This window comes from Streptomyces sp. WM6386, from assembly GCF_000972385.1.
Taxonomy (GTDB): Bacteria; Actinomycetota; Actinomycetes; order Streptomycetales; family Streptomycetaceae; genus Streptomyces.
This window is the reverse complement of record NZ_JXTE01000135.1, coordinates 1-5,841: the sequence shown is the minus strand read 5'-3', so window position 1 is coordinate 5,841 and position 5,841 is coordinate 1. Positions and strand designations below refer to the sequence as shown.

Annotated in this window: 4 protein-coding genes and 2 pseudogenes; 2 read left to right on the top strand and 4 right to left on the bottom strand. The window is 70.8% G+C overall.

Going from position 1 to position 5,841, the window contains the following annotated elements; translation table 11 throughout:
* Positions 1 to 390 (bottom strand): annotated as a pseudogene (locus tag TN53_RS39900) (DUF5336 domain-containing protein); the annotation flags it as partial.
* A 200-nt stretch (positions 391 to 590) separates the two neighbouring features.
* Complete coding sequence (locus tag TN53_RS39895; protein WP_046263758.1) at positions 591 to 1,550, bottom strand: N-acetylmuramoyl-L-alanine amidase; 960 nt, start codon at positions 1,548 to 1,550, stop codon at positions 591 to 593.
* A 131-nt stretch (positions 1,551 to 1,681) separates the two neighbouring features.
* Between TN53_RS39895 and TN53_RS39890 the strand changes: the two genes are divergently transcribed.
* On the top strand, positions 1,682 to 1,885 hold the full coding sequence (locus TN53_RS39890) for a chaplin family protein (RefSeq protein ID WP_046263757.1): 204 nt from the start codon (positions 1,682 to 1,684) through the stop codon (positions 1,883 to 1,885).
* Positions 1,886 to 1,898: 13 nt separating this feature from the next.
* Here TN53_RS39890 and TN53_RS39885 read toward each other — a convergent pair whose 3' ends face one another.
* The gene (locus TN53_RS39885; protein ID WP_046263756.1) at positions 1,899 to 2,549 is read right to left on the bottom strand and encodes a class I SAM-dependent methyltransferase; all 651 of its coding nucleotides are present in this window, start codon (positions 2,547 to 2,549) and stop codon (positions 1,899 to 1,901) included.
* Positions 2,550 to 2,643: 94 nt separating this feature from the next.
* The gene (locus TN53_RS39880) at positions 2,644 to 4,377 is read right to left on the bottom strand and encodes an MFS transporter (protein ID WP_046263755.1); all 1,734 of its coding nucleotides are present in this window, start codon (positions 4,375 to 4,377) and stop codon (positions 2,644 to 2,646) included.
* Positions 4,378 to 4,545: 168 nt separating this feature from the next.
* Here TN53_RS39880 and TN53_RS39875 point away from each other — a divergent pair.
* Positions 4,546 to 5,841: pseudogene (locus TN53_RS39875) on the top strand (MFS transporter); the annotation flags it as partial.

Below are 5,841 nucleotides of genomic sequence, written 5' to 3'. Positions count from 1 at the left end.
GGCCGGGACGAGGGCGGCCTGGAGGGCGGGGACGAGAGGGGTGGCGATGGCGCCACCGGTCAGGACCAGGGCGGCGATGAAGCCGAGGATGAGACCGGCGGCGGCGCTGGAACCGTCGCTGATATCCACCAGGGTCCAGAACAGGCTCCACGCGACGAGCACGGCGAACGCCGCGCCCACCGTCCCGAGGTCCAGGCCGGCAACCTTGCGCGGCTGCGGCAGGAGGCGGTTGACGACGATCAGCGCGGCGCCGATGACGCCGCCCATGTAGGTGCCGAGGCCGTAGCCGAGGTTGTCCCACGCGGTGACGGAGATGCTGCTGTACCCGTCGACGGTGTAGAACTTGAGGAACGACGAGATGAAGAGCAGTACCGCTGCTCCGATCACCACGCCGTCGCCTCGAGTGAGGGAGCGGATATTCACTTCTAGGTCCTTCGGTTCAGTCGTCTCGTCATCGGCTTCGTTGGAGGCGTCGCTGTCACCATGTCGCCGTAAGGCCCCTGTGTGAAGCGCGGGGGTGGCCCCTCATCGTAAAGACGACCTTATCGTCCGTCCGACGAAGCTGTCCCCGGGGATCAACCCGCGGAACGCTACCCGCGCAGGAAACTCACAATCCCCTCAGAGATCCCCTGCGCCGCCTTCTGTCGCCAGGCACCGCTGGTCAACTGTGCCGCGTCCTTGCTATCGCGCATGTTGCCGCACTCGATGAACACCTTGGGAACCGTTGACAGATTGAGACCGCCGAGGTCCTTACGCGTGACCAGACCGGTGCCGTCGCCGACGTAGTTGGAGGGGGCGCTGCCCGTGACGCGGACGAAGTTGCCGGCGATGCGCTCGCCGAGTTCGGCGGAGGAGGCGACGATCGGGCCGGTGTCGGCGCTGCCCGCCTTGACCTTGCCGGGGAGGATGACGTGGAAGCCGCGCTGGCCGGCGCCCGCGCCGTCCGCGTGGATCGACACCACGGCGTCCGCGTCCGCCTTGTTGCCGATGCTCGCCCGCTCGTCGATGCACGGGCCGAACGTCCGGTCGCCGTCCTGCGTCAGCTTCACCGTGGCGCCCTGCTTCTCCAGCAGGGTGCGCAGCCGGTGGGCGACGTCAAGGGTGAACTTGGCTTCCGCGTAACCGGAGTTGGTGGAGGTGCCCGTGGTGTCGCACTCCTTCCAGCCGGTGCCGATGTCCACCTTCTTGTTGATCTCGGCCGTGTGCTGGAAGTTGTTCGGGTTGTGGCCCGGGTCGATGACGACGACCTTGCCCTTGAGCGGGCCGGCGGCGACGGGCGCGGAGGAGGTGGGACCGGTGAGCGAAGGGGTCACGCCAGGGCTCGGCTCCTTGTCGTCGTCCGTGGGGCTCTCGGCGGGCGTGAAGAGACCGCCGGACGCCGAGGACGCCCCCATGGGGCGGTCCGGGCCGCCATCCGATCCACCCACCGCCTCGTACACCAGCCACCCGAGCAGCGCGCCCGGGACGAGCGCGGCGACCGCGACGGTGAGGGGGCGGCGCCGGGAACGGCGGGGCTGGGGAGGATCGAAGTCCGGGCCTACGTACGACACGACAACCACCCTAGCGGCGGGTCACCGGCGCGGCAGGCGGGTGCCCGCAGGGTGGGTCGCTTCATCCGAACGGCACCGTCGGTGTCGCTCACGACTGGGTGATATGTCGAGAATCGACCATGATTTCACATGTGCGAGTCATAGCGGGCGTCCTCACCACCGTCGCCGTCGCCGGGGCGGTCGTACTGGGGGCGCCGACGGCCCAGGCCACTGCGTTCCCCTGCATGCCGCCGGAAGACGTCTGTGCCGTCGACTACGTCTACGGTCAGCCGGGCGTCGGCACGGGCAATGTCATCCAGACCCCGGTCGACATCGACATCAACGTGAAGCCGTGAGACCCGCGGTGCCTCAGATCCCCGCACCCACCCGCCGCAGCACGCGCAGCGTGTCCGTGGCGGACACCTCCGTGAACGCCCCCGACTCCAGCGCCCGCAGATAGATCCGGTACGGCGCCTGGCCGGTGAACTCGTCCTTCGGGTCCGGGTGCACGTCGTGGATGAGGAGCAGTCCGCCCTCCGCGACATGGGGCGCCCAGCCCTCGTAGTCGGCGCTCGCGTGCTCGTCGGTGTGGCCGCCGTCGATGAAGACGAGGGCGAGGGGCGAGTTCCAGATCTTCGCGATCTGCGGGGAACGGCCGACCAGGGCCACGATGTGGTCCTCCAGGCCCGCCTTGTGCAGGGTCCGGCGGAACGTCGGCAGGGTGTCCATCAGGCCGATCTCGGGGTCGACCGTCTCGGGGTCGTGGTACTCCCAGCCGGGCTGCTGCTCCTCGCTGCCGCGGTGGTGGTCGACGGTCAGCGCGGTGACACCGGCCGCGCGGGCCGCCTCGGCGAGCAGGATCGCGGAACGGCCGCAGTACGTGCCGACCTCCAGGAGCGGCAGCCCGAGCGTGCCGGCCTCGACGGCTGCCGCGTAGAAGGCGAGGCCCTCGTCCACCGGCATGAATCCCTTCGCCGCCTCGAACGCGGCCAGGATCTCGGGCTTGGGTGCCGCGGTCATGGGCGGGGGCCTTCCGGTCGTACGGGTCTGTGGGCGCCCCATGGTGCACCACGCCCCCCGCCATGTGGGCGACGGGGGGTGCGGTGGCGGTGGGTCAGGCGGAGACCGTCCCGCCCGGCAGCGACAGGTCCAGGGCGACCGCGCTCTCGTCGCCCGCATGGGTTGCCGACGAGGCGAGCGGCCCGTGGCCGGTGGCGCGGGCGGCAAGGACGTACGTGCCCTGGGCCGGGACCGCGAGGGCGTAACTGCCGTCCTCTTCGGAGAGCGTCGCGCCCGCCTGGCGGCCGCGGCGGTCGATCAGCGTGACCTTGGCGCGGGGGACCGGGGTGCCCTCGGCGTCCAGGACCCGGCCGCGGAAACCGCGCAGGGCTTCCTCGGCGCGCGCCAGGTTGTCCTCCTCCTCGCTGCTCGCCCGCAGTTGGGGCGCACGGTTCGGCTTCGGCAGGAACAGGGCCATCAGCAGACCGATCGCCACCGCACCGGTCGCGATGAGGAAGGAGACGCGGAAACCGTGCATGGTCGGGATCTCGACCCCGTTCACGGTGTTCGCCGTGTTGGCAAGGACCATGCCGATGACGGCGCTCGACACCGACGTACCGATGGACCGCATCAGCGTGTTGAGGCCGTTCGCCGCGCCCGTCTCCGAGGCGGGGACCGCGCCGACGATCAGGGCGGGGAGCGAGGAGTAGGCGAGGCCGATGCCCGCACCGAGGACGACGGCGATGACCAGGCTCTGCCAGGCGGCGCTCATGAGACCCAGACCCGCGCCATAGCCGATCGCGATGATCAGCATGCCCAGGATGAGGGTGGTCTTGGGGCCGTACTTCGCGGACAGGCGGGCGTAGACGGGCGCCGTGAACATCATCGTCAGGCCCAGCGGGGCGACCAGCAGTCCGGCGACGACCATCGACTGGCCGAGGCCGTAGCCGGTGGCCTTCGGGAGCTGGAGGAGCTGGGGAAGGACCAGCGAGACGACGTAGAAGCTGACCCCGACCATGATCGACGCGAGGTTGGTGAAGAGGACGGCCGGGCGGGCCGTGGTGCGCAGGTCGACGAGCGGCGCCTTGGTGCGCAGTTCGAAGACGCCCCACAGGAGCAGCACGAGGGCCGACGCGGCGAACAGGCCGAGCGTGGTGCCCGAGCTCCAGCCCCAGTCGCTGCCCTTGGTGATGGGCAGGAGGAAGAGGACCAGGCCGGTGGAGAGGCCGAACGCGCCGAGCACGTCGAAGGAGCCCTCGGCGCGCATGGGGGATTCCGGTACGACGAGGAGGGTGAGGGCGATGGAGAGCACGCCGAGGGCCGCGGCACCGTAGAAGAGGGCGTGCCAGTCGGCGTGCTGGGCGATCAGGGCCGCGAGCGGCAGGGCGAGGCCGCCGCCGACGCCGATCGAGGAGCTCATCAGGGCCATCGCCGAGCCGAGCTTCTCGCGGGGCAGCATGTCGCGCATGAGGCCGATGCCGAGGGGGATCGCGCCCATCGCGAAGCCCTGGAGGCTACGGCCGACGACCATGACGATCAGGTCGCTGGTGAGCGCGCTGACCAGCGCGCCGACCACCATCACCGCGAGGCTGGCGATCAGCATCCGGCGCTTGCCGTACAGGTCGCCGAGGCGGCCCATGATCGGCGTGGCCACGGCGCCCGAGAGAAGCGTGGAGGTCAGGACCCAGGTGGCGTTGCTGGGCTCGGTGTCGAGGAGTTGGGGCAGGTCCTTGATGACCGGGACGAGCAGGGTCTGCATCACCGCGACGACGATGCCCGCGAAGGCGAGCACCGGGACGAGGGCGCCGCTCGCCGGGCGGCTGGGCTGATCGGTCGGCGTAGGTCTCATGTGAGTGGCCAACCCGGTGTGCTGGGGCAACTATTCCGATGCTTTGGCCAGCTAACGAATTCTTTAGCTTCTCTTGAAGAAGAGGCAGGCCCAGGACCGGCCTAGGTCTTCCTACGGGGACGGACCGGGCCGAAATCCCGATGCCGGGGGCATCCGGCGGTTGAGACCATGACGGCCATGCTGGAAGCCGCCGCAGTGACCCGCGCCCCCCGTCCACGTCGTCCACGTACGACACCTCCCGTCTGGCTGGTCGTGGCGCTCGCGTGCGCCGGACAGTTCCTCGTCGTGGCCCTGAGCGAGCAGGGCCTGCAGTGGGTGGTGAACGCGTACGCGATCGCCTTCGCCGGGTTCATGCTGCTCGGCGGACGGGCCGGCGACCTGTACGGGCGCAAGCGGATGTTCCTGGTCGGGCTCGGCCTGTTCACGCTCGCCTCGCTCGGCGGCGGACTGGCCCAGGACGGCTGGTAGCTGCTGGTCGCACGGGCCGTGCAGGGGCTGGGCGCGGCGGTACTGGCGCCCTCGACACTGACGATCGTCACGTCCGCGGTGCCCGAGGGAGCGGCACGCGCGCGTGCCATAGCGACCTGGACGGCGGTGGGTGCGGGCGGCGGCGCGGCGGGCGGGTTCGTCGGCGGGGTGCTGGTGGACGTGTGGTCGTGGCGCTGGACGCTGCTGGTCAACGTGCCGGTCGGCGCGGTCCTCCTCCTCGGCGCCCTGTGGTGGCTGACCGAGAACCGGGCCGGGGACGGGCGACGGCTCGACCTGCCGGGCGCGGTGCTGGTGACGGCGGGGCTGGCGGCTTCGGCGTACGGCATCTCGCAGACGGAGGCCGAGGGGTGGACGTCGGCGGCGACCGTGGTCCCGCTCATGGTCGGGGTGGCGCTGATCGGGGTGTTCCTGCTGGTCGAGGCACGTACGGCGGCCCCGCTGATGCCGCTCGGACTGCTGCGGCGGCGCTCGGTGGCGTCCGCCAACGTCGCGATGTTCCTCAGTGGCTCCGCGATGTTCTGCATGTGGTTCTTCATGACGCTGTACGCCCAGAACGTGCTCGGCTACTCCCCGACCGAGGCCGGCCTCGCACTGGTGCCGAGCTCCCTGGCGATCGTGCTGGCGTCGAAGGCGGCGCCACGGTTCATGCGGGTGCTGGGCGAGCGGAACGTGGCGGTGCTGGGGACGCTCGTGGCCGTGGCCGGGTTCGCCTGGCAGTCGACGATGAGCGTGGACGGGGACTACGTCGTCACGATCATGATCCCCGGCGTCCTGATGATGCTCGGGGCCGGTCTCGCCACGACACCACTGGCCGCGCTGGCCACGTCGGGGGCGGCGCCCGGGGAGGCGGGACTGGTGTCGGGGCTGGTCAACACCTCACGCACGATGGGCGGCTCGCTGGGACTCGCGGTGATGTCGACGCTGGCGGCGGCACGGACGGCGGGGAGCACGGGGCGGGAGGCTCTGACGGAGGGG

Excerpts from the sequence above, each read along its gene's own strand:
- TN53_RS39885 (WP_046263756.1), bottom strand. The coding sequence starts at position 2,549 with ATGACCGCGGCACCCAAGCCCGAGATCCTGGCCGCGTTCGAGGCGGCG.
- TN53_RS39880 (WP_046263755.1), bottom strand. The coding sequence starts at position 4,377 with ATGAGACCTACGCCGACCGATCAGCCCAGCCGCCCGGCGAGCGGCGCC.